The organism is Aestuariivirga litoralis (assembly GCF_003234965.1).
In the GTDB taxonomy this organism is placed as follows: Bacteria; Pseudomonadota; Alphaproteobacteria; order Rhizobiales; family Aestuariivirgaceae; genus Aestuariivirga; species Aestuariivirga litoralis.
Window position 1 is genome coordinate 46,239 of record NZ_QKVK01000012.1, and the last position, 21,591, is coordinate 67,829.

The window sequence follows — 21,591 nt, forward strand, 5'->3', positions numbered from 1 at the left end:
GAACCTAAGGCTCAACCCATGGGAGGATCACAATGAGCTTCAAAGACTACGACAAGAAGACGTTCATCGCCGATGTGGCGCGCGACTTTGCCGCCCGCCGCATCTCGAAGCGCGACTTCATGAAGAAGATGGCGCTTGCCGGCGTCGGCTTCTCGGCCTTCTCGGCCGGCCTTCTCGGCAACCAGCGCGGCTTCCGCGGCAACCTCGGCCTGATCGGCACCGAGGCCATGGCGCAGGACGCCTCGACCACGCAGTGGCTGAAGGACGTGGGCTCCAAGTTCAAGGGCACCAAGATCCGCTACACCTCGGAAGCCACACCGCCCACCGTCGTGCTCGACCAGATCAAGAAGGAATTCACCGAGCCGACCGGCATCGAGGTCGAGGTCGAGATCGTTCCGCTCGAGCAGGTTCTCGCCAAGGCCACGCAGGACGTGCAGGGCCAGCTCGGCACCTACGACCTCTACTACCTCGACCAGTCCTGGGTGGCGACCTTCGCGCAGGACACCATCGATCCGATGCAGTACTACAAGGACAAGCCGGATCTCGCCATGCCGGGCTTCGACTGGGACGACTTCTCGAAGCCGCTGGTCGAAGGCCTCGCCATGTATGACGGCAAGATGGTCGGCATTCCCTTCGACATCCCGATCTTCATGCTGATGTACAGGAAGGACATCCTCGAGAAGCACGGCATCGCGGTGCCGACGACGGTGGACGAGTTCACTGCCGCCATCAAGAAGATCACCGAGGCCGAGAAGGCCAACGGCATGTACGGCACCGGCCTCCAGGCCAAGTCCGGCCACTATTCGCTGAACTGCGACTGGACCCAGATGGTGTGGAACGCCGGCGGCTCGATCTTCGGCGCCGACAAGAAGTTCAAGGGCAACGACGCGGCCGGCATCGAAGGCCTCGCGCTGTACCAGGAATGGGCCAAGAACGCCCCGCCCGAGTCGCTCAACTCCACCTGGGACGGCCAGTTCCAGATGATGGCGTCCGGCCAGTGCGCCCTCGTCCAGTCCTGGGACGAGTTCTTCCCCGGCCTCGACGGCAAGGACTCCAAGGTCCAGGGCCTGTGGATGCCGGCGAAGCCGCTCATCGGCAAGGACCTGCGTCCGAAGTCGGAAGTGGGCTTCGGCGAAGTGCCGAACCGGGCCCACCAGGGCGGCTCGGTGCTGGGCCTGTCGAAGTACTCCAAGAACGTCGATGCGGCCTGGGTCTTCATGCAGTGGGCCTGCTCGAAGGACGTGATGACGCGCTGCACGCTGATCGGCGGCTTCGCCCCGATGCGCCTGTCGTCCTTCACCGATCCGCGCGTCAACGAGAAGGCCGTCGTGGGCCCCGGCACCACGCGCCATCTCGAGATGGTCAAGTGGATCATCGACAACGACATGGCCTCCGAACCCGACATGCCGCTGTGGGCTGGCTTCTCGAACAACGAAATCCCGGTCAACCTCGGCAAGCTGCTCACCGGCCAGGACTTCGGCGGCGACCCGAAGAAGTGCATGGACACGATCGCCGCGGCGATCGATGCCGCCGTGGCCGACGCCGGCCTCTAAGCAACCCGACGCGGAGGCGGCACAGCGCCGCCTCCGTTTTTGATCCCTGAGAGAAGCATCCCGTCCCATGCGCCCCGATCTCGTCATCGGCATCGACAGCTCGACCACGGCCACCAAGGCCATTGCCTTCGATGCCAGGGGCCGCATCGTCGCGGAAGGCCGCGCGCCCATTCCGCTCTCCAACCCGCATCCTGGCTGGTTCGAGCAGGAGGTCAGCGACTGGACCGGCGCGCTGATCAAGGCGCTGAAGCAGCTCGCAAAGAAGATCGACATGAAGCGGGTGGCGGGCCTCGCCATCTCCAACCAGCGCGAAAGCTTCGCGCAGTTCGATTCGAAGGGCAAGGCGCTCCGCCCCGGCACGTTGTGGCTCGATGAGCGCGCGCAGACAGAAGTGAAGGACATCGTCGCCGAACTGGGCGCCGACACGGTCCACCACATTTCCGGCAAGCCCGCCGACGTCACCCCCTGCCTCTATCGCTGCCGCTGGCTCTCCACCCACATGCCGAAGGTCTGGGCGAAGACGGCCCACACGGCAGAGGTCCATGGCGTCCTCACGCATTTCCTCACCGGCACATGGGCCACCTCTACGGCCTCGGCCGACCCGATGGGCCTGCTCGATGTCCAGTCCTATGACTGGTCGGACGTGCTGCTGAAGGCCGCCCGTCTGCGCCGCGACCAGATGCCGACGCTCCATCGCCCCGGCGACGTCATGGGCACGGTCACCGCGGAGGCCGCGAAGCTCACCGGCCTCAAGGCCGGCACGCCGGTCATCGCCGGTGGCGGCGACGGCCAGTGCGCCGGCACCGGCGCCAACACCTTCCTCAGCGGCCGCGCCTATGTGAACCTCGGCACCGCCGCGGTCTCCGGCAGCTACGGCAGGCATTACGCCGCGCACCGCGCCTTCCGCACCATGATGGCGGTGGGCGAGGAAGGCTTCTCCTTCGAAACGGCCATCCGCACCGGCACCTTCCTCGTCAACTGGATGGTGGAGCGCCTGTTCAACGTGAACCCGGGCAAGGACCCCGCCATCTTCAAGGCGCTGGAGAAGGAGGCGGCCGCCTCACCCATCGGCGCGCATGGCCTCGTGCTCGTGCCCTACTGGTCCGGCGTGATGACGCCCTACTGGGACTCAGCCGCGCGCGGCGTCATCGCCGGCCTCTCGGGCAATCATTCGCGCGGCGATGTCTATCGCGCACTGCTTGAAGGTGTCGCCCTCGAACAGGCGATGATGACCAACCAGGTGGCGGACGCCACCACACCCATCACCCATTTCGCCGCCGTGGGCGGCGGCTCGCGTTCCGATCTCTGGTGCCAGATCCTGGCGGACGCCTCGAACCGCGAGGTGAAGCGCCTCGAAACGGCCGAAGCCTCGGCGCTGGGTGCGGCCATGGCCGCCGCCAAGGGTGCCGGCTGGTACAAATCCGTGCCGCAGGCCTCCGCCGCCATGTCGGGCAAGCCATCCAAGACCTTCCGTCCACGGAAGAAGGATTCGGAGCGCTACCAGGAGCTTCTCGGCATCTATGCCGAGCTCTGGCCGAAGCTTTCCGACTGGAACCAGAAACTCGTCGATTTCTCACGAAGTGCAGGCAAATGACCGACTGGAACGAACTGATCAGCGATGTGGTGGCGGGCAACTGGAAGGACCCCACCACCGGCAAGACCGCCACCGTCCCCTTCGAGGTGATCCGCATCGAGGACGACCTCGACGGCGGCGAGGCCGACGTGCTCGCACCCCTGAAGCTCGGCAAGCGCATTGCCGTCGTATCGGACGTCAACACCCATGAGGCGATGGGCAAGCGCGTCGCCAAGCACCTGAAGGGCTTGGGCACCATCGAGGAGCTGGTGCTGCCGGGGGACACCCATTGCGACGAGCCCACCATCGCCATGGTGCAGGAGAAGACGCGCCATGCCGATGCGCTCGTGGCCGTGGGCTCCGGCGCGCTGTCCGACACCTGCAAGTTCGCCACCTTCAAGGACGGCCGGAAATACGCCACCTTCGGCACCGCCGCCTCGATGAACGGCTATGCGGCCTCCACCGCCTCGGTGACGCTCGCCAACGGCTACAAGACCTCGCTCCCCGCCCATGCCCCGCGCGGCATCTTCCTCGATCTCAAGGTCTCCGCCGCCGCCCCGCACTGGCTCTCCGCCGCGGGCCTCGGCGACTCGCTCTGCCGCCCCACGGCACAGGTCGAATGGTGGGCCTCGCACCGCCTCTTCGACACCTTCTATTCGAGCGTGCCCTACACCCTCATCGGCGGCGACGAGCCGCGCATGATCGAGACGGCGGCAGGCCTGAAGAGCCATGACATCGCCGCCAACGGCCACCTGCACCGCGTGCTCACGCTGTGCGGCCTCGGCGTCTGCTTCACTGGCGTGTCGCACCACGGCTCCATGGGCGAGCACCAGGTCTCGCACTGGATCGACATGTTCGCGGGCGACAAGCACCCGGGCTCGACGCATGGCCAGCAGGTCGGCGTCGCTTCCCTCGCCATCGCGCGCCTCCACCACGAGCTTCTGGCCCTCGACACCCCGCCCCTCATCAAGGCGACGCATATCGAGGAGAAGGAATTCATCGCCCGCTATGGCGAAGCCATCGGCCGCATGTGCTATGCCGAGGCCAGGAAGAAGAGCTTCGACCGTGCGGGGGCCGAGGCCTTCAACCGCAAGCTCAGCGAGATGTGGCCGCAACTCCGCGAGGAACTGCGCCCCATGCTCATGGACCCCGCCAAGATGAAGGCGACGCTTGCCGCCGCCGGTGGCCCCACAACGGCGACCGAGCTCGGGCTGGACCGCAAGGTCTGGCGCGATGCCATGAAATTCGCCCGCGACGTCCGCAACCGCTGGTCCTTCCTCGACCTCGCGGACGACGCCGGCCTGCTCGACGATTTCCTCGCCCGCGACGAACAATAGGACAGAGAAATCGTGACGCGATCAGCTGAAATTCCATTTCATTTCCCTCCCCCTTGTGGGGAGGGACTAAGGGTGGGGGTACCGCGAGTCCGCTGCTTGAGATCGAGCCTGCGGCACGCCCCCCACCCCTACCCCTCCCCACAAGGGGGAGGGGACCGCAGCATGCATGCATTTGAAAGCGCGAGGCCTCGGGCAAAATGTCATCGGTAACGATCAAGAACGTCAGGAAGAACTACGGCAACCTTGAGGTCGTGCACGGCATCAACCTCACGATCGAGGATGGCTCCTTCGTCGTGCTGCTCGGGCCCTCGGGCTGCGGCAAGTCCACGCTGCTGCGCATGATCGCCGGTCTCGAATCGGTGACGGGCGGCGACATCGAGATCCAGGGCCGCCGCGTCAACAACGTCCACCCGAAGGACCGGAACATCGCCATGGTGTTCCAGAACTATGCGCTCTACGCCCACATGAAGGTGCGCGACAACATGAGCTTCTCGCTGCAGCTCGCCAAGCGCCCGCAGTCCGAGATCGACGAGAAGGTGAAGTGGGCCGCGAAGATCCTGAACCTCGAGCCCTACTTGGACCGCTACCCGCGCGAGCTTTCGGGTGGCCAGCGCCAGCGCGTCGCCATGGGCCGCGCCATCGTCCGCAATCCGGCCGTCTTCCTCTTCGACGAGCCCTTGTCCAACCTCGATGCCAAGCTGCGCGTCCAGATGCGCACCGAGATCAAGGAGCTCCACGAGCGCCTCAAGACCACCACCGTCTACGTGACGCATGACCAGATCGAGGCCATGACCATGGCCGACAAGATCGTCATCCTGCGCGACGGCTACATCGAGCAGGAAGGCTCGCCGCTCGAGGTCTATGACAAGCCCGCCAATCTCTTCGTCGCAGAGTTCATCGGCTCACCCTCGATGAACCTCCTGAAGGGCGAGGTGACGGGCACCGGCGTGAAGGTCGCGGACGGAACCGTGCTGCCGCTTCCCGATGTCCACAATGCGAAGATCGGCCAGAAGGTGGTCTATGGCATCCGCCCGGAGCACTTCACCTTCGGCGGCGGTGCGCCGGCCAAGGTCGTGGTGGTGGAACCGACCGGCCCCGAAATGCACATCTATGCCGACATGGGCGGCCAGGAAATCTGCGCCATCACGCAGGACCGTGTGAGCTTGAGCCGTGACGAGATTGTCAACCTCAAGCCCCGCCTCGACAAGGTGCACCTGTTCGACGCCGAAAGCGGAAAGGCCCTGGCGTGAGCACCATCACCATCCTCGGCGCGGGCGTCATGGGCTCCGCCATGTGCCTCCCCGCGCGGGACTGCGGCCATGCCGTCCGCCTCGTCGGCACGCATCTCGACACCGAGATCATCGACAGCGTGAAGGCGACGGGCCGCCATCTCAAGCTCAACGTCAGGCTCCCCGACGGCGTCACGGGCTACCAGCACGATGAATTCGCCAAGGCCCTGGGCACCGACACCGATCTCCTCCTCCTCGGCATCAGCTCGGCCGGCGTGGCCTGGGCCATCGACCGCCTGTGCGAAACGCTGAAGGCGCCGGTGCCTGTGGTCATGATCACCAAGGGCATGCATCCGGAGGAGTCTCGCCTCACCGCCTTGCCTGACCGCGTGGCATCCGAAGTGAAGCGCCGCACCGGCCTCGATTTGCGCCTCGCCGCCATCGGCGGCCCCTGCATCGCGGGCGAGCTCGCGGTCCGGCGGCAGACCGGCACCGTCATCACCGCGCATGACCTTCCCTTCGCGCAGAGCCTCTGCGACATGCTGGAGACGGATTACTATCACCCCCGCCTTTCAGGCGATGTCATCGGTGTCGAGATCTGTGCGGCCTTCAAGAATTTCTTCGCCATCGGCGTCGGCTGGGCGGCGGGCCATCTGGAGAAGATGGCGGCCACCGAGAACCGCGCCTTCAACCACAATGCCGCCGCCATCATCTTCGACCAGGCGATCCGCGAATTGATGGTGCTGGTCCGCGCCCATGGCGGCACGGAACAGAGCGTGTGGGGCATGCCCGGCGCGGGCGATCTCTACGTTACGGCCCAGGCCGGCCGCAACTCGCGCCTCGGCAACAATCTCGGCCGCGGCCTCACATACCGCCAGACCAAGGACGGCCCGATGAAGGGCGACACCATCGAGGGTGCCGAGCTCGGCGTCACCGTGGCGAAGACGCTCCGCGCCATGATGAAGGCCGGCACGCTCGACGCGAAGGCGCTGCCCCTCACCAACGCCCTGCTCGACGCGCTGACCAACGACTCCGCCCTCGACATTCCCTGGGCCCAGTTCCACCGCATGTGAGGCGATGATGGGCGAGGGCGACACACGCAATGTCTTGCCGGACCTGGTGCCGACGCTTGCCATCGACCCCGAGGAGCAGTTCGCCACCCGCGCCGCCTGGCTCTACTTCGTCGCAGGCCTCACCCAGGCGCAGATCGGCAAGAAGCTCGGCCTCAACCGCACGCGCGTGAACCGGCTCCTCGCGCAGGCGCGCGACCAGGGCCTCGTCCAGATCAACATCACCGGCCGGCTGGCCTCCTGCGTCGAGCTCGAGGAGAAGCTGAAGAGCCGCTACGGGCTCGAGGACGCGACGGTGGTCCCCACCCCGCCCAACCAGGAGCTGATCCCGCAGGTCATCGCCACCGCCGCGGCTGCGGCCTTGTCGTCGCGGCTCAAGGACGGCATGTCGGTTGGCGTCGGCTGGGGCCGCACGCTCAGGCTCTCCATCCAGTCCGTGCCGCGCCGCCAGCTGGGCCGCCTCTCCGTCGTCTCGCTGCTCGGTGGTCTCACCCGCGGCTCTGCCATGAACCCGCATGAGACGGCCTCGCACCTGGCCGATCTCGTCGGCGCGCAATGCTATTACGTCGCCGCCCCTGCCCTCACCGATACGCAGTCGACGCGCGACCTCCTCATGGCGCAGCCCATGCTGCACGAGATCTTCGAGCGCGGCGCGAAGGTCGATCTCGCCTTCCTCTCGGTCGGTGAATTGACACCCACCTGCACCATGACCCGCGTCGGGCTCGTGTCGCGCGCCGATGTCGATTCGCTCACGCAGGCCGGCGCGGTGGGCGACATCTCGGCGCACTGGATCGACCGCGAGGGCCGCATCGTCGACCATGAGTTGAACAAGCGCGTTGTCGCCCTTTCGCCAGAAAAACTGAAGCAGATTCCCTGCGTCATGATCGCCTCGGGCGGCAAGACCAAGGCGCAAGGCTTGCGGGGCGTGCTCAAGGGTGGCATGTGCGACGTCATCATCACGGACGAGCAGACGGCTCAGTCCATCCTCGCCATGGAAACAGAATGACGGACGTCGTCCTCGGCATCGACATCGGCACCTCGGGCGTACGCATTGCCGCCACCGACGAGGCGAACAGCCTCAAGGCGATGGCCACCGCGCCCATCGTGGCGCCCCTCACAGATTTCGGCCGCGCCTGGCAGGACCCGCAGATCTGGTGGGACGCCACCCTCGCCGCCTTCGCCGCCCTGAAGCGCGATGGCTTGCATGTGCGTGCGATCTCGATCGACGGCACCTCGGGCACCATCCTCGCGATCAATCCCGACGGCTCACCTGCAAGCCTCGGCTCCATGTACAACGACGTCTGCGACAAGGAGATGCTCGCGAAGATCGCCGCCGTAGCACCCCGCGAGACGGCAGCCCTCGGCTCGACCTCGCCCCTGGCCCGCGCCATGGAACTCACCGGCAAGGGTAACCGCATCATCCACCAGGCCGACTGGATTCTCGGCAAGCTCTCGGGCCGCTACGACGTCACCGACGAGAACAACGCGCTCAAGTCCGGCTACGACCCCGTCACCCGCTATTGGCCACACTGGATCACGAGGACGGGCTTCGATACCCGCCTCTTCCCCACCGTCGTGCCCGCCGGCACCAAGATCGGCAACATCACCTGGGAGATGGCCGCGGAGCTCGGCCTGCCCGAAAACACCGCCATCGTCGCCGGCACCACCGACGGCTGCGCCGCCTTCCTCGCGTCCGGTGCCTCGGCGCCCGGCGACGGCGTCACCTCGCTCGGCACCACGCTGACGCTGAAGCTGCTCTCGGAGACTCCCGTCTTCGCCCCCGACTTCGGCATCTACAGCCACCGCATCGGCGACCAGTGGCTGGCGGGTGGTGCGTCCAACACCGGCGGTGCCGCCATCGGCACATACTTCTCGAAGGACGACATCGCGCGCTTGACGCCGCTGCTCCAGCCGGACCATCCCACCGGCCTCGACTATTACCCGCTGCCCAAGCCCGGCGAGCGCTTCCCCGTCAATGACCCCAATTTCCAGCCGCGCCTGACACCGCGCCCGGCGGATGACCGCATCTTCTTCCAGGGCATTCTCGAAGGCATCGCCCGCATCGAGGCGGAGGCCTATGCCAAGCTCGGCGCCCTCGGGGCCTCGAAACTGAAGAGCATCCGCACTGCCGGCGGCGGCTCCGCCAATGCCGCCTGGACGGCGATGCGCCTGAAGGCCCTCGGCGTGCCCGAGAAACCTTCCCTCAGCGAACACGCCGCCGTCGGCACGGCCCGCCTGGCATGGCGAGGCATCGGCCATGCGAATTAGTGGTTTGCACGAAATCGCATCCCGCTTCGACGGCATGCTGATCGACCAGTTCGGCGTCATCCATGACGGCCAGACGCTCTATCCCGGCACCACGCGGGTGCTCAGCGAACTGCACAGGCTCGGCATCCCCGTCGCGGTGATGACCAATTCGGGAAAGCGCGCGGAGGCCAATCGCCAGCGCCTCGTCAAGATGGGCGTGCCGCGCGAGCATTTCGTCGATGCCATCAGCTCCGGCGAGGTCGCCTTCTCCAGCCTCACCGCGAGACGCGCCTTCCTCATCGGCAAGGACGGCGAGGACTATGGCTTCGACGGTATCCAGTTCGTCAACGACCCGCGCGAGGCCGAAGTGATCCTCATCCTCGGCTCCAACGCGCCAACGACCTCGCTCGAGGACTATCGCAAGCTGCTCACCGGCCTCACGCTGCCCGCCATCTGCTGCAACCCCGACAAGCTGATGCTCACGCCGCAGGGCCTCATGCCCGCCCCCGGCGCCATCGCGTCGCTTTACGAGGAGATGGGAGGCTCGGTCACCTGGATCGGCAAGCCCTACCCGCAAATCTACAGGGACGCCGCGCGCCTCATCGGCAACCCGCAGCGCATCCTCTGCATCGGCGACAGTGCCGAGCATGACGTGGCGGGTGGCCGCGCCGCGGGCTTTTCAACGCTTCTCGTGCTGCAGGGCGTGTCGGCAGGCCACGACCCGGCAACGCTCTCTCCCCAACCCGATTACGTGATGGACGCCTTCCAATGGTAGAACTCGACCGCCTCCGCCAACTTTCCGCAAAGGTCGGCAGCGACCCGCTGCTGGTGCAGGCCGCCGGCGGCAACACCTCGCTCAAGGACGGGGGTGTGATGTGGATCAAGGCCTCGGGCACCTGGCTGAAGGACGCCGCCGCGCGCGACATCTTCGTGCCGCTCGACCATGCCGCCATCATGCAGGGCCTCGCCGGCAATGACCCGGCCTGCGAATCCTGCACCGCCTTCGTGCGCACCGACCTGAACAGCACCGGCCTCCGCCCCTCGATCGAGACCACCGTGCATGCGCTGATGCCGCAGCGCGTGGTGGTGCATGTCCATTGCGTCAACACCATCGCCTGGGCCATCCGTGCCGATGCCGAGCAGCGCCTTGCCGAGAGGTTGAAGGGTTTCGACTGGGCCTTCATTCCCTACGCCCGCCCCGGCCTGCCGCTTGCAGGTGCGATCCAAGCGCGCATGCGGCCGGGCGTCGACGTGCTCGTCCTCGGCAACCACGGCCTCGCCGTCGCGGCGGATACCGTGGAAGAGGCGGAAGCCCTGCTCGACAAGGTGGTCACCGCCGTCACCCGTCCCGTCCGCGCCGCCGCGAAGGTGGACCGCGTCGCATTGGAAAAGCTCAGCGCCGGCACGTCCTACAGGCCCGCCGAAATGGACGAGACCCACGCGCTGGCCACCGATCCGCTGGCCTTGAAGCGCGGCCAGCACAAGGTCTTCTATCCCGACCACGTGGTCTTCCTCGGCGTCGGCGTCGCCACCAGCTTCGACGGCAACCCGCCCCTCGTCGCCATTCCCGGCCTCGGCGTCCTGATCCGCGATGACGCCAAGCCCGCGATCGAACCCATGGGCCGCTGCCTCGCCGACGTCATGCGCCGGGTGGCGGAGGATGACCCGCTCGTGGCGCTGACGGAGGATGACGTCGACCGCCTGGTGAACTGGGATGCGGAGAAATACCGCCAGACGCTGAAGGTGTGAGTTCCACAGTTTCGTCACCCCGGCGAAAGCCGGGGCCCCGCTTTGGATGCCGGAGCGGGTAGAAAGCGGGGTCCCGGCTTTCGCCGGGATGACGGATGTTTGGTGAAAGTGCGGCCTAAGCCTTCAGCAGCCACGCATGCTCCGGCGCGTTGTGGAACTTCCACGTCCGCTTCGGCCCGGCCATCACGTTCAGGTAATAGAGGTCATAGCCATGCGTGGTGGCGCAGGGGTGATAGCCTCTGGGCACCAGCGTCACGTCGCCGTCCTCCACCGCCATCGCCTCGTCGAGCGAGCGGTCATCGGTATAGACGCGCTGGAAGGCGAAGCCCTGCGGCGGGTTGAGGCGGTGGTAGTAGGTCTCCTCGAGCAATGACTCGTGAGGGAGATTGTCCTGGTCGTGCTTGTGCGGCGGATAGGACGACGTGCAGCCGCCCGGCGTGATGACCTCGACGACGAGGAGGCCCTCGGCCGGGTCCCATTCGGGAATGATGTTGGTGACGTGCCGCGTGTTCGAGCCCTTGCCGCGCGTCTCCTGGTGCAGGCCCTCAGGGGGAATGACGCGGGCCGGAAACTTGCCGCCCTCGCCCGGTGCCGTGCACACCGCCAGTGTCACGTCATTCTCCGCCGTCACCTTCCACGGCTCGCCGGCGGGGATATAGACCGACCAGGGCTTGCCCTCGAAGGGCGAGTTGCGCTCGCCCAGCACGCCGAAGTCCTTGGCGCCGACGAAGACGTGGCCCTTGCCGCCGATGAACACGAGGCACAACTCGCGCCCCTCTTCGCCGCCGCCGGCCACTTCGCCCGGCTTCAGCTTCCAGATGTCGAAGCCCACATGCGTCCAGCCCGCACTCTCCGGAGTCACATGCACGATGCGGCCATTGTCCGTCGTCGGGTGGATCTTCAGCTTCGACATCCCTGCCTCCTCAGTCGCCCACGCGCTGCTTCGCGAGGGCCGCTTCATAGTTCCTGCGCGCCTCGTTCACCTGAGGCCGCACGGATACTTCCGGTACCGCCACTTCCCACCAATGTCCACCGGCATCGGTGGTCATCATCGGGTCGGTGTCGATGACGATCACGCTCGTCCGCGGCGCCGATTTGGCCTCCACCAGCGCGGCTTCGAGCTCCGCCAGCGATTTTGCCTTCACCGCAATCGCCCCCATGCTCTTCGCATGCATCACGAAGTCGATCTGCGGGCTCTCCTCCTGGAAGGTGTTGTAGTCGTAGAGATTGTTGAAGCGCTCAGCCCCGCAGGCATGCTGCAGGCGGTTGATGCAGCCGAAGCCGCGGTTGTCGAGCAGCACCACGGTGATCTTCACCCCCATCATCACCGATGTGGCGAGCTCCGAATTCATCATCATGTAGCTGCCGTCACCCAGCATGACCACGACCTCGCGGTCGGGCTGCGCCAGCTTCATGCCGATGCCGCCGGCGATCTCGTAGCCCATGCAGGAGAAGCCATATTCGAGGTGGTAGGAGGAGGGATAGCTCGCCTGCCACAGCTTGTGGAGTTCCCCCGGCAATCCGCCCGAGGCCCCCATCAGCGACACCTCCCGGCCCAGTGCCCGCTGCACGGCCCCGATCACCTGCGCGTCCGACGGCCGCTCGGCATTGCTGGGTGCCGTGTAGCTATCGGCCACCGCCATCCAGTCCCTGAAGCCCGCCTGCGCATCCGCCGTCCACGCTTTCGGCGCGGCCCAGCCACCGAGATCGGCGGAAAGTTCTTCCAGCCCCACGCGTGCATCCGCCACGAGCGGCAGCGCGCGATGCTTGGTCGCGTCGAAGACCTGCGTGTTGAGCCCGATGATGGTCTTCTCCGGATTCTGGAACAGCGCCCAGGAGCCTGTGGTGAAATCCTGCAGCCGCGTGCCCACGGCCAGCACCACGTCCGCCTGCTCGCACAGCCGGTTCGCCGCGGCGGTGCCGGTGACGCCCACGGCCCCCATGTTGAGGGGATCGGTGAAGGGCAGCGAGGACTTGCCGCCTTGCGTCTCCATCACCGGAATGCCGTGTTTCGCCGCGAAGGCTGCGAGTGTCGCCGAGGCTTCGGAGAAGAGGACACCGCCGCCCGCGATGATGACCGGCTTCTTCGCCGCACGCAGCGCCGTCACGGCCGCCGCGAGCTCGTTCTCGTCCGGCCGCACCCGGCGCTGCGCCCACACGCGACGCGCGAAGAAGCTCTCGGGATAATCATAGGCCTCGGCCTGCACGTCCTGCGCGAAGGACAGCGTCACCGGCCCGCATTCGGCCGGGTCCGTCAGCACCACCATGGCGCGGTTCAGCGCGGGGATCAGCTGCTCGGGCCGCAGGATGCGGTCGAAATAGCGCGACACCGGCTTGAAGCAGTCATTGACCGACACCGTGCCGTCGCCGAAATCCTCCGCCTGCTGAAGAACCGGGTCCGGCCTGCGGCTGGCGAAGATGTCGCCGGGGATCAGGAGGAGCGGAATGCGGTCGACATGGGCCACCGCCGCCGCCGTCACCATGTTGATGGCGCCGGGGCCGATGGATGTGGTGCAGGCCATCATGCGCCGCCGCCGCATCGCCTTGGCATAGGCGATCGCCGCATGCGCCATCGACTGCTCGTTCTGGCCACGATAGGTCGGAAGCTTGTCGCGCACATGCCACAGCGCCTCGCCCATGCCGGCGACGTTGCCGTGGCCGAAGATCGCCCACATGCCGGCGAAGATGGGAACTTCCACGCCATCGACGACGCTCATCTGCGCCGTCATGAATTTCACCAGCGCCTGGGCGGCGGTGAGGCGGATTGTCTTGCTCATGGGTGGCTCCTGCTCACTGATTGTTCCGGGGGTTCATCACTCCCACGCCCATCATGGCCGGGCTTGTCCCGGCCATCCTTTCGCGGCGGTGAAAAGGATGCGCGGGTCAAGCCCGCGCATGATGAAGCTATGTTTCATGGTCTCACGCCGCCTTCCGCGCCGCGTCCCAGATGTCCACCAGCGCCTGGAAGCGCTGCGCCATGTCGGCCACTGCCTGATCATCCGTCATCTCGCCGCGCAACCATCTCTGCGCCGCGTTGCTGAAGATCGTGCGGCCCACGGCAAACCCCTTCACGACGGGCTGCCCCGCCACTGCCGCGAAGCCCTTGGCGAGCTCCTCTTCCGGCGCGTCGAGGCCCAGCAGCACCACGCCGCGGCACCACGGGTCGTTCTTCGCGATCACCGCGGCAATGTTCTCCCACGCCTTCGCACTCGCCTGCGGCTCCAGCTTCCACCAGTCGGGCTTGATGCCGAGTGCATAGAGCTCCTTCATCGCGCGCGCGATGGTCATGTCGTCCAGCGACCCGTGCTTGCCGGCGATGATCTCCACCAGCAATTCGCGCCCCACCTTGCGGGCAGCCTCATAGAGTGTCCGCAGCTTCTGTGCCTGCTCGTCCTTCAGTGCCTGCGGGTCGTCCGGGTGATAGAAGGCGAGGCACTTGATGGTGTGCGTCACCGGCCAGTCGACCAGCCTTGCGCCGACGTCCTGCGTGAACTCGAAGCGCAGGGGACGCGAGCCCGGCTGCTCCAGCGGGCGGCCGATCCACAGGCCCAGCTTCGCCGCATCGAACATCGCCTCGCGGCCGTAGACGTCGTCGAGCAGCGTGCCGAAGCCCGGCCTGCCCTTGGAGACGCGGCCAATGGCCTGCATGGCAAGCCGCTTGAAGTCGTTGAGGCGGGCGCGGGGTGCTCCCGCATCATCCGCCATCTTCTCCATCTGCATGCGGTGGTCGATGGCGAAGGCGAGCAGCTGTTCCGGCTGCTGGCGCCGGGTTGTCGCCCAGTGCACGTGGTTGATCGCCTCGTCCTTCCGGAGCGCGCGGTGCTCGCTGCCATGCTTCAGGAAGAACTGCAGCTCCTCCCAGGTCGGGATTTCAGGCGAGCACAGCAGGCGGGACACCGCGAAGGCCCCGCAGGCATTGGCCCATGTAGCGCTCGTCGCATAATCCTCGCCCCGGAGCCAGCCGCGCAGGAAGCCGGACATGAAGCTGTCGCCCGCGCCCAGCACGTTATAGACCTCGATGGGGAAGCCCTTGCCCACGATGCCCTTGTCGAGCGCATCCGGAATGGCGTCCGGATAGACCACGCAGCCCATCGGCCCGCGCTTCAGCACGATCACCGCCTTCGAGAGCGAACGGATGATGCGCAGCGCCTCCAGCGTGTCTTCCGAGCCCGCCGCGATATGCACCTCTTCCTCGGTGCCCACGATCAGGTCGCAGTCGGGCAGGATCGACTTCATGTGATCGGACACCTTGTCCGACTTGATGTAGCGCTCCTCGCCCGCACCAAGCCCCGCGAGGCCCCACAGGTTCGGCCGGTAGTCGATGTCGAGGATCACCTTTGCGCCATGGGCCCGCGCGATGCGCATCGCCTTCCTCTGTGCGGCATCGGTATGCGGCTTGGCGAAATGCGTGCCGGTGACCAGCACGGACGCGGAGGACTTCACGAAGTCCTCGTCGATGTCGGCCTCGGAAAGAGCCGAGTCGGCGCAGTTGTCGCGGTAGAAGATCAGCGGGAAGGTCTTGTCGTTCTCGACCGACAGCAGCACCAGCGAGGTGAGCCGCTCGGGGTCGGTCGCGATCCCGTCGAGGGCCACGCCCTCGCGCGCCATCTGCTCCTTCACGTAGCGCCCCATCTGCTCGTCGCCCACCCGGGTGATGAGGCCGGACTTGAGGCCAAGTCGCGCCGTGCCGATGGCGATGTTGGAGGGGCAGCCGCCAACCGACTTGGCGAAGGAGGCGATGTCCTCCAGCCTCGACCCGATCTGCTGGCCATAGAGGTCCACCGAGCACCGCCCGATGGTGATGACGTCCAACCGCTTGCCCCGGTCCGAACCCGCTGACATGTCGCACTCCGATTTCTGACTGCTCGCTTGACAATACGAAACAACAATTCCAAAATGAAGTCAATTCGGAATGTTTGTTCTAATTTTGGCGGTGGGACGGGGCTGCGAAATAATGTTGCGCATCGTCGTTCGGATGCACGTCATCCGCCTCTGGACAACAACCGAAAAGCAACGGCATGCAACCGAACAACATGCTTTCCGGCATCCGCCGACAACACGAATCGACCGTTCCAAGGGAGGACTGAATGCTACGTTTTGGAGTTCTGGGCGCCGGCCGCATCGGCAAGGTCCATGCCCGCACCATCGCCGCCTCGGGCAAGGCCAGGGTGGCCTACATCGCCGACGCCATGCCCAAGGCCGCCGAGGAACTGGCCGCCGAGGTGGGCGCGAAGGTCGCCGCGGTCGATGACATCATCAGGGCCGGTGACGTCGAGGCGATCCTGATCGCCACCCCCACCCCCTTCCATGCCGAGCAGATCGAGGCCGCCTCGAATGCCGGCAAGGCCATCCTGTGCGAGAAGCCGGTGAGCCTTTCCGTCGCCCGCATCGAGGACTGCCTGAAGACGGTGGCGAAGAACAAGTCCACCCTGATGATCGGCTTCAACCGCCGCTTCGACCCCAACTTCGCGTCCCTCGAAAAGCGCCTGCGCGCCGGCGCCATCGGCAACATCGAGATGGCCACCATCATCAGCCGCGACCCGGCCCCGCCGCCCGCCTCCTATGTGAAGAGCTCCGGCGGCATCTTCCGCGACATGATGATCCATGACCTCGACCTCGCCCGATTCCTGGTTGGCGAGGAGTTCGTCACGGTGCAGGCCCTCGGCGCGGCGCTTGTCGACAAGGCCATCGGTGAGGAAGGCGATTGCGACACGGCGGCGGTGCAGATGCAGACGGCGTCGGGCAAGATCGCCGTCATCACCAATTCGCGCCGCGCATCATATGGTTACGACCAGAGGATCGAGGTGCACGGGTCGAAGGGCATGCTGCGCGCCGGCAACATCCACAACACCACCGTGGAAGTGGCCACGGCGGAGGGCTTCAACGCCGACCCGATCCAGCACTTCTTCACCGAGCGCTATGGCCAGGCCTATGCCAACGAGGTCCTCACCTTCATCGACGCCGTCACCAACGGCACGCCGGTGAAGCCCTCGGGCCATGATGGCCTCCAGGCCCAGAAGCTGGCAGATGCGGCGACTGAATCGTGGAAGACCGGCAAGCCCGTGAAAGTGGGCTAACCCCATGAATATCGAGAGCCTCAGGCACCTCTCCATGGACGGCAAGACCGCCGTCGTCACCGGCTCCACGCAAGGGCTGGGTGAAGCCATCGCCCATCTCTTCGCCGACCGCGGCGTCAGCCAGATGGTCATCACCGGCCGCAACGCCGAGCGCGGGGCCCGGGTGAAGGCCGCCCTCGAGGCGAAGGGGGTGAAGACCGTCTTCGTGCCTGCCGACCTCGTGAAGCTCGACGAGGTGCGACAGGTCATCGCCGCCTGCGACGCCGCCTTCGGCCGCATCGATGCCCTCGTCAACGCCGCCGCACTCACCGACCGCGGCACCATCTGGGACACCTCGGAAGCCCGCTACGACGAGCTCTTCGATGCCAATGTCAAGGCGCCCTTCTTCCTCATGCAGGACGCACTCCACCTGATGAAGAAATCGAGGACCAGCGGCACCATCGTCAACATCCTCTCGATGTCGGGCCATGGCGGGCAGGACTTCCTGACGGCCTATTCGACCACCAAGGGCGCGCTGGCGGTGATGACGAAGAACGTCGCCTATTCGGTGATGAAGTACCGGATCCGCGTCAACGGCCTCAACATCGGCTGGATGGACACGCCCGGCGAGGACCGCATCATGAAGACCTATCACGATGCCGCACCCGGCTGGCTCAAGGAAGCCGAAGCCGGCCGCCCCTTCGGCCGCCTGCTCAAGCCCGCGGAAGTCGCCCGCGCCTGCGCCTACCTCTCGAGCGAGGAGTCCGGCCTCATGACCGGCTCCATCATCGACTTTGACCAGCAGGTGATGGGTGCCGGCAACAGCCCCTCCGACCCGCCCGACGCCACGTGGTGACCCCCACCGCATGACGCCCTGACGGCCGCCCGCAAGGCGGCCGTTTCGCATGTTGCATGTTGTTCCAGCGTTGTTGAGCGATGCAAAAAGCGTTGTCGCCGTTGCCAAGGGTTGCACCAAACCATGCAACCGCGCTCCGTTGTGCCGGTTGCCCTGCCGACCCGCCCGAGGCCACGTGGTGACCCCCACCGCATTCGGCCGTCTGGCATGTTGCATGTTGTTCCAGCGTTGTTGACCGATGCAAAAAGCGTTGTCGCCGTTGCCACGGGTTGCGCCAAACCATGCAACCGCACGCGGTTGCGCCCTTTGCCCTGCTGCATGTTGCGCCAGCGTTGCTGATCGATGCAAAAAGCGTTGTCGCCGTTGCCACGGGTTGCGCCAAACCATGCAACCGCACGCGGTTGCGCCGGTTGCCCCGCGCAACTGCCCGAAGCAACAGTTTTGAGGTCGCGCAAGATTGTTGCGCAACAGGAATCTGTTCATCCTGCGGCAAGTTTCAGGCGTCACTGTGGCATCACCAACAATCCGCGATTCAAGGCGCATGCGCACCCCGCCGCCGGCCGTAAAAATGTGAAGCGGAGCCTGCCTGCGGATGGAACGGATAATCCGGTTTGCCTGATTGGCGGAATCTTCGTGGCAAGACGGAGATCATAGGTCCAAGCAATCGTTTGAATGCCGGAGAGCGAGACCGGAACCGCTTGCGAGCGCAATGATGGGCGTGGTAGTTTTACGAATGGCGCCATTCGTTTAGGATTAAACACCCCGTGCCTGTGCTCGAGAAGAGCAATGCCGACCTCTTTGCGAATTTCTACGTCGACCGGGACATCGCCCAATCATTCTTGTCCAGTTAGGAGAGAGGCGTGAGAGCCAAAAGCTTGCGGCAGTATCTTGCTTGGTTCTTTGCCCTGCTCACTCCCTTGTCGACGCAGGCAATGACCCGCGAAACCGCGTTGAAGCCAAATTGTGGTGGTTCATTTCAGCTTTGCGGTTATGTCGATTCGACTGGCAGTGAACAGCGGATTCCGCAGAAGTTTGAAGTCGCGAAGCCTTTCAGCGAGGGGCTTGCCGCTGTCCGCATCGATGGTCTTTTTGGATTCATTGATTTGTCCGGCGAGCTTGTCATTGCCCCCCACTTCGAAGCTGCGAGTTCGTTTTTGGGCGGCTACGCGGAGGTGCGCATGAATGGTGCATCTGGAGCAATTGACCGCTCTGGCAAGCTGGTGGTCCCTGCCCAGTTTCCTCGAGTGATCCACTTCTCTGGCGGTACATTTATTGTTGAGCCGTCGCCTGAAAGCAGCCCACCGCAAGTGCCTCCGGACGATCTGGACACCATCACTGGCTCAAGTACGCTGACGCTGCTCGGACCTGCCGGTTTGTACGATCGAGACAGAGGTTGGCTGACGGATAGGGATTTGGCTTTCGACACATTCGATGAACCGCAACGCGGGCTGATCTGGGCTGGCCGGCATAATCAGCAAGGCGAATTACAATGGGGCCTGCTCAGGGCTGACGGCAATTGGCAAGTATCGCCTCGCTATGAACACGTGCAGAGGGTGATGGAAACACATGCGGTGGTATATGCACCGACACAGCCCGATCTGCCTCCAATTGAGCGAAGAAAAACGGTTCGCTGGGGCGCTGTCGATCGCAACGGTGACCTGGTTGTCCCGCTCGAATTCGCACATTTGAGCTATTGGCGTGGTGGCTACGGCTTCGCAAGCGAAGACAAACCATATACCGACACTGGCGCTAACGACGTGAAGCAGGGCATCGTCAAGTCTGACGGCTCGCTGCTCGCAGGACGCTATTTCGACGAGGTCGATATTCGCGAGGACGGCAAGTTGCCGCGCGCTCGCATTGCAGACAAATGGTTCAGTGTCGATCCTGACGGCCAATTGATCCCCGATCAGCTCGACGGCGTGCCCTTGGTGGAATGCGAAAGTGGGCTTGTTATTCTAAATAGGGGTCAGGAGGTCGAATTCATGTTTCCAGGAAACGGCCGTGTCGTCGGTCGTTTCGACAATACATCCTCCATGTACCTTGAAAAATGCGGCCAGGGACCGTTCGCGGCGAGCCGGGGTAATCGGTTGTTCTTCGTACTGGAAGACGGGACTGTTCTTGGAGGAATAGATGGTTTCGAGAACACTTATTCGTTCTCCGGCAACCACGCCGCAGTAAAGGTCGATGGCAAATGGGGGATCATCGACCGTTCGGGCATCTTCACGGTCCAACCCAGATATGCAGAACTTACGCCTGATCGCAACAACACATTCGCAGTGGGTGAGGGAGTAGATGCCTATTGGATTGACGCATTTGGCAATAGAGTTGACCGGCCCATTGCCGCGAGGCCTTCCCCAGCGCAGGCGCTGACATGCAGAGGTGGTTTGCGCTTCTTCCAGCAGAAAGGCCTTTGGGGATTGCTGGATCAAGATGGTCAGACTGTAATCGAACCAAGATTCCGCGCTCTGTCCTGTTTCCACGAAGGCCTATCTTGGACCGCTCAACCGGGCGACCGTCAGTGGTGTGCAGTGGGGCCTGACGGAAGGCGTCGCGAAGCAATGGATTGCCGGGAAACCTACTATCCCTATGATCTGTCCCATAGTTATCCGGAGAAGCTTGATGATGACCCATTCGAAAGCAGTATTCTCTGGAATCGAGCATGGTTGGATTATCTGGCGAGTAACCGGGATGATCCGCCTAGATGGGTTGGAGATGGTGTCATGAGCCATGGCTACCACTCTGTCTTGCCAGCTTGGCTGGGTAGCCTTGGTGATTAGGCTTATCAGTTGGCAGCACCCAATTCGTCTCGACGGAAGGCCATGCTGCGGCGCTAGGGCATTTTCATCGATAGCGTCGACATCCTGCGTGAGTTTCTGCAAGGTTGTCGCGAGGAATTGCTCGCAGGCCGACAAGAAAGCTGGTCCCCGGCTGTCGCTGGGGTGAGGGAGATGGGGAGGCATGGTGCCGGAGTGGAGATCGGTGCTAGACCGGCCTCACACACACTCACACAGGAGCATTCCCTTGGACGACGTGAAGGACTCGAACGGCAACATCCTGAAGGACGGCGATTCCGTTCATGTCATCAAGGACCTGAAGGTGAAGGGCGCGGGCGAGACGCTGAAGCGCGGGACGCTGATCAAGAACATCCGCCTCACCGGCAATCCGGGCGAGATCGAGGGGCGCACGGCCACCATCAAGGGGCTGGTGCTGAAGACCGAGTTCCTGAAGAAGGCGTGAGGCGTTTCGTCCTCTTCCGCAGCGGCGGGAGAGGACCGCGAGGCGGTCAGCGCTGGCTCAGTTGCTGGCACTCGTACCAGACCCTCGTGCCGTCGTCATAGGGGTCCATGTCGGCGGTGCGGCGGAGCACGGCCTTGACGCCCTGCTTGGTGCATTTGCCGATCGACTTGAAGACGACGCCCGCACTCCAGGCCGTGGCCGGGCGGCCGGGCTGGCGCTCGAAGATCACCAGACGGTAGGGGCCGCGGCCCGGCAGGAAGCCCTGGTCATAGCCGGGGGGCGCATAGGCGTCCGGGCCGTAGCCCGGCGGTTCCATGCCAGGGGGCGGCGGCGGGAAGCCATCGGGCTCCGGATAATATTGCGGCGGGTCCTGCATGGCCACGCGGGCGCGCGGCTGCGGCTGGGCCTTCTTTTGCGGCGCGGGCTTCTGCGCCTGTTTCACCTTCGCGGCGGGCTTGGGCTTGGGAAGGGGCGGCGGGGCGGCCTCCTCCGCCGGCAGGGCGGGCGCTTCCACGGCGGCGGGCGCATCCAGCGCACCCGAGGACCCGAAGACCGGCCCCTCTGCCGGAGCCTTGCCCGGGGCGGGCGACGCGACGGAGGCCGGGTCGGAGGCCGGGGCGGAGGCGGGCTCCGGCGGGGGCGTGGGCTGGGCGGGGGCCGCGGCGGGGGCCGCGCCCTCGGTGG

At 65.2% G+C, this 21,591-nt stretch carries 16 protein-coding genes and 1 pseudogene; 13 read left to right on the top strand and 4 right to left on the bottom strand.

Features of this window, described 5'->3' with window-relative positions:
* The first annotated feature begins 32 nt into the window (after nt 1-32).
* The 9 genes from DK847_RS19020 (at nt 33) to DK847_RS19060 (ending at nt 10,758) form a co-directional block, all read left to right on the top strand.
* Nucleotides 33-1,553, top strand: a complete 1,521-nt coding sequence (locus DK847_RS19020; protein WP_111200134.1) for an ABC transporter substrate-binding protein — start codon at nt 33-35, stop codon at nt 1,551-1,553.
* Between the two features lie 67 nt (nt 1,554-1,620).
* The gene (locus tag DK847_RS19025) at nt 1,621-3,147 is read left to right on the top strand and encodes a xylulokinase (protein WP_111200135.1); all 1,527 of its coding nucleotides are present in this window, start codon (nt 1,621-1,623) and stop codon (nt 3,145-3,147) included.
* Nucleotides 3,144-4,463: an iron-containing alcohol dehydrogenase gene (locus DK847_RS19030; RefSeq protein WP_111200136.1), complete on the top strand. Its 1,320-nt coding sequence runs from the start codon at nt 3,144-3,146 to the stop codon at nt 4,461-4,463. Before DK847_RS19025 ends, DK847_RS19030 begins: the two co-directional genes overlap by 4 nt.
* Before the next feature lie 197 nt (nt 4,464-4,660).
* Nucleotides 4,661-5,713: an ABC transporter ATP-binding protein gene (locus tag DK847_RS19035; RefSeq protein ID WP_111200137.1), complete on the top strand. Its 1,053-nt coding sequence runs from the start codon at nt 4,661-4,663 to the stop codon at nt 5,711-5,713.
* Nucleotides 5,710-6,765, top strand: a complete 1,056-nt coding sequence (locus DK847_RS19040; protein ID WP_111200138.1) for a glycerol-3-phosphate dehydrogenase — start codon at nt 5,710-5,712, stop codon at nt 6,763-6,765. Before DK847_RS19035 ends, DK847_RS19040 begins: the two co-directional genes overlap by 4 nt.
* A gap of 7 nt (nt 6,766-6,772) precedes the next feature.
* The gene (locus tag DK847_RS19045) at nt 6,773-7,768 is read left to right on the top strand and encodes a sugar-binding transcriptional regulator (protein ID WP_161957383.1); all 996 of its coding nucleotides are present in this window, start codon (nt 6,773-6,775) and stop codon (nt 7,766-7,768) included.
* Entirely contained in the window at nt 7,765-9,030 is a 1,266-nt protein-coding gene (locus DK847_RS19050; RefSeq protein ID WP_111200140.1) for an FGGY-family carbohydrate kinase, read from the top strand. The genes DK847_RS19045 and DK847_RS19050 overlap by 4 nt, the downstream gene beginning before the upstream one ends.
* A 4-nt stretch (nt 9,031-9,034) precedes the next feature.
* Nucleotides 9,035-9,784, top strand: coding sequence for a TIGR01459 family HAD-type hydrolase (locus tag DK847_RS19055; RefSeq protein ID WP_161957384.1), 750 nt, complete (start codon nt 9,035-9,037; stop codon nt 9,782-9,784).
* Nucleotides 9,778-10,758: a class II aldolase/adducin family protein gene (locus DK847_RS19060; RefSeq protein ID WP_111200142.1), complete on the top strand. Its 981-nt coding sequence runs from the start codon at nt 9,778-9,780 to the stop codon at nt 10,756-10,758. The genes DK847_RS19055 and DK847_RS19060 overlap by 7 nt, the downstream gene beginning before the upstream one ends.
* A gap of 115 nt (nt 10,759-10,873) precedes the next feature.
* On the opposite strand, the gene iolB is transcribed toward DK847_RS19060, so the two are convergent.
* From iolB to DK847_RS19075, 3 genes are all read right to left on the bottom strand, one after another.
* Nucleotides 10,874-11,671, bottom strand: coding sequence for a 5-deoxy-glucuronate isomerase (iolB, locus tag DK847_RS19065; RefSeq protein ID WP_111200143.1), 798 nt, complete (start codon nt 11,669-11,671; stop codon nt 10,874-10,876).
* Nucleotides 11,672-11,681: 10 nt separating this feature from the next.
* Nucleotides 11,682-13,535: a 3D-(3,5/4)-trihydroxycyclohexane-1,2-dione acylhydrolase (decyclizing) gene (gene iolD, locus DK847_RS19070; protein ID WP_111200144.1), complete on the bottom strand. Its 1,854-nt coding sequence runs from the start codon at nt 13,533-13,535 to the stop codon at nt 11,682-11,684.
* 142 nt (nt 13,536-13,677) lie between these two features.
* Nucleotides 13,678-15,600: a bifunctional 5-dehydro-2-deoxygluconokinase/5-dehydro-2-deoxyphosphogluconate aldolase gene (locus tag DK847_RS19075; RefSeq protein WP_111200145.1), complete on the bottom strand. Its 1,923-nt coding sequence runs from the start codon at nt 15,598-15,600 to the stop codon at nt 13,678-13,680.
* Nucleotides 15,601-15,845: 245 nt separating this feature from the next.
* On the opposite strand from DK847_RS19075, the gene iolG reads away from it, so the two are divergent.
* From iolG to DK847_RS19095, 4 genes are all read left to right on the top strand, one after another.
* Nucleotides 15,846-16,835, top strand: a complete 990-nt coding sequence (gene iolG, locus DK847_RS19080; RefSeq protein ID WP_111200146.1) for an inositol 2-dehydrogenase — start codon at nt 15,846-15,848, stop codon at nt 16,833-16,835.
* A 4-nt stretch (nt 16,836-16,839) separates the two neighbouring features.
* Nucleotides 16,840-17,670: an SDR family oxidoreductase gene (locus DK847_RS19085; protein ID WP_111200147.1), complete on the top strand. Its 831-nt coding sequence runs from the start codon at nt 16,840-16,842 to the stop codon at nt 17,668-17,670.
* An 860-nt stretch (nt 17,671-18,530) separates the two neighbouring features.
* Nucleotides 18,531-20,447: a WG repeat-containing protein gene (locus DK847_RS19090; RefSeq protein ID WP_111200148.1), complete on the top strand. Its 1,917-nt coding sequence runs from the start codon at nt 18,531-18,533 to the stop codon at nt 20,445-20,447.
* A gap of 238 nt (nt 20,448-20,685) precedes the next feature.
* Complete coding sequence (locus tag DK847_RS19095) at nt 20,686-20,907, top strand: alkylphosphonate utilization protein (protein WP_245414680.1); 222 nt, start codon at nt 20,686-20,688, stop codon at nt 20,905-20,907.
* Between the two features lie 46 nt (nt 20,908-20,953).
* Here the strand turns inward: DK847_RS19095 and DK847_RS20735 are convergent.
* A pseudogene (locus tag DK847_RS20735) lies at nt 20,954-21,591 on the bottom strand (hypothetical protein); the annotation flags it as partial.